Below are 1,797 nucleotides of genomic sequence, written 5' to 3'. Positions count from 1 at the left end.
TAATGCGCTTCTTTACTGAGCTTTTCCACGGTTTATTCCTAGTTTTCTGAGGCTCTATCGCCTTCTTCCATCTACTTTAGGTTCTAATAGATATGTAGAAACTTAGATCTTCATATCTTCTGCATGTAATTTCATTACTTTCTTTCGAAATTGTAATGTCATTTTACCTCACATTTGTTCACATCTACTATATAGTATGCCATTTTATACTATCTTAGCTATATATGGTTGCTCTGCTTATTTTATATAATCTACATATATCTTCTTTACAGGCTTTTAAACTTTCAATTACCTCTTCTCTAAGAGAATACGCTCTTCCCATTCGAAAATATTATAACTAACCAATGATATTATCATCTTATTTGATAATATAAACCTCTTTTGCCTAAGCTATATGGTTTGTTTAATTTGTTTCTGGGATTTTCAATCTTCATGGATGTTTGCTTATTAAAATTAAGTCAGATGATGGGGTTTTAAGGTTCAGCAGTGGAGGCGCTCATTCGATTGGTAACTTTAGAAGATTATCTAAAGATTACGAAATCACCACTTCTTCGGCTAAGGCTTTTATAGAATTGGCAAAAATTATGATGAAATTTTGTCAAAAAGTTTACTGGTTCTTATTTAACCAAAATTATAAAGTAAGTAGTTTTTAGTATAAACAGTGTTCTCCATTTTTCAGAATCGTAAAATGCCCCATAGCTAATTTATAATAAACCAATGCAGCCTCTAAATCGTTTAATGGCTCATTATAATCTTCAAATGATAGTATAAAAGTACCAAAATGAATTGGTATATTAACTTTACTACCAAGTATAATACTAGCTTTAACAGCTTCGCTTGGATTCATATGTACGTACCTGAAGCTATCTGGTTTATATGCACCAATAGGTAATAAAGAAACGTCTATAACTCCAATATTTCGCTTGATCAACAAAAATTGATCCTCATCATAACCGGTATCTCCAGCAAAATAAATTGTCTTATTATTATGAGATTTTATAACAAAACCACCCCATAAAGTTGTATTTTCATTGTTAATAAACCTTCCGGAAAAATGCTGAGCTGGCACAAAAGTAATTACTAAGCTATTACCAATATCTATATGTTTATATTCTTGCCACCAATCTAACTCTATGATTCTCTGGCCATTTACTCCTATTTTTAATAAAACCTCCCTAACACCCAACCCTACCAAAAATACTGGATCATTATTCTGAATTAACTGTCTAATAGTGTTACAATCCAAATGATCGTAATGATCATGACTAATTAAAATAAAATCAATTTTTGGCAAATCTTCAATTTTTATTCCAGGAGCAGCCTTTCTCTTAGGACCCAAAAATTGAACTGGGCTCGTTCGCTGAGACCATATAGGATCTGTTAATATAGTATAACATGATACTTTTATTAACATTGTTGAATGATTTATAAGAAATATAGAATCAACTTCATTTTGCAGTATTTTTGAGGGATTAACCTGATGTACAGGCACATTTTTTGGCCACTTGGGTAATTTTCCTGATAATAGCCTCTTTAAAAACAATAAATAAATTTTATCGTCGTTTCTTTCATTATTTCTTTTAATATTAGAAAATTTCTTGCCATCAAAATGATCAGTCTTAGAACCATTGTAAAATCCTTGATATGAAATCTTATTTATCCAAAAGTAAAATAGTATTATAAGCAAAACACAAATACTAGGCACTGTTAACAAAGGTTGTATTTAATAGATGCTAAAGCTATAAAGGCAAGGAAAGAGAGATCGGATTTCTCAAATCGTAATGCTAAGCGTCGATT

Annotated in this window: 2 protein-coding genes; one reads left to right on the top strand and one right to left on the bottom strand. The window is 30.7% G+C overall.

Features of this window, described 5'->3' with window-relative positions; translation table 11 throughout:
• The first annotated feature begins 440 nt into the window (after window positions 1-440).
• Complete coding sequence (locus Cyrtocomes_RS05985) at window positions 441-653, top strand: hypothetical protein (RefSeq protein ID WP_322498277.1); 213 nt, start codon at window positions 441-443, stop codon at window positions 651-653.
• Here Cyrtocomes_RS05985 and Cyrtocomes_RS05980 read toward each other — a convergent pair.
• A complete protein-coding gene (locus Cyrtocomes_RS05980) occupies window positions 650-1,414 on the bottom strand; it encodes an MBL fold metallo-hydrolase (RefSeq protein ID WP_458693281.1) in 765 nt (254 codons plus the stop codon). The genes Cyrtocomes_RS05985 and Cyrtocomes_RS05980 overlap by 4 nt on opposite strands.
• Window positions 1,415-1,797 lie beyond the last annotated feature (383 nt).

Origin of the sequence: Candidatus Cyrtobacter comes (assembly GCF_034470605.1) — a bacterium.
Lineage (GTDB): Bacteria > Pseudomonadota > Alphaproteobacteria > Rickettsiales > Midichloriaceae > Cyrtobacter > Cyrtobacter comes.
This window is presented reverse-complemented; position numbering and strand designations above follow the sequence as displayed.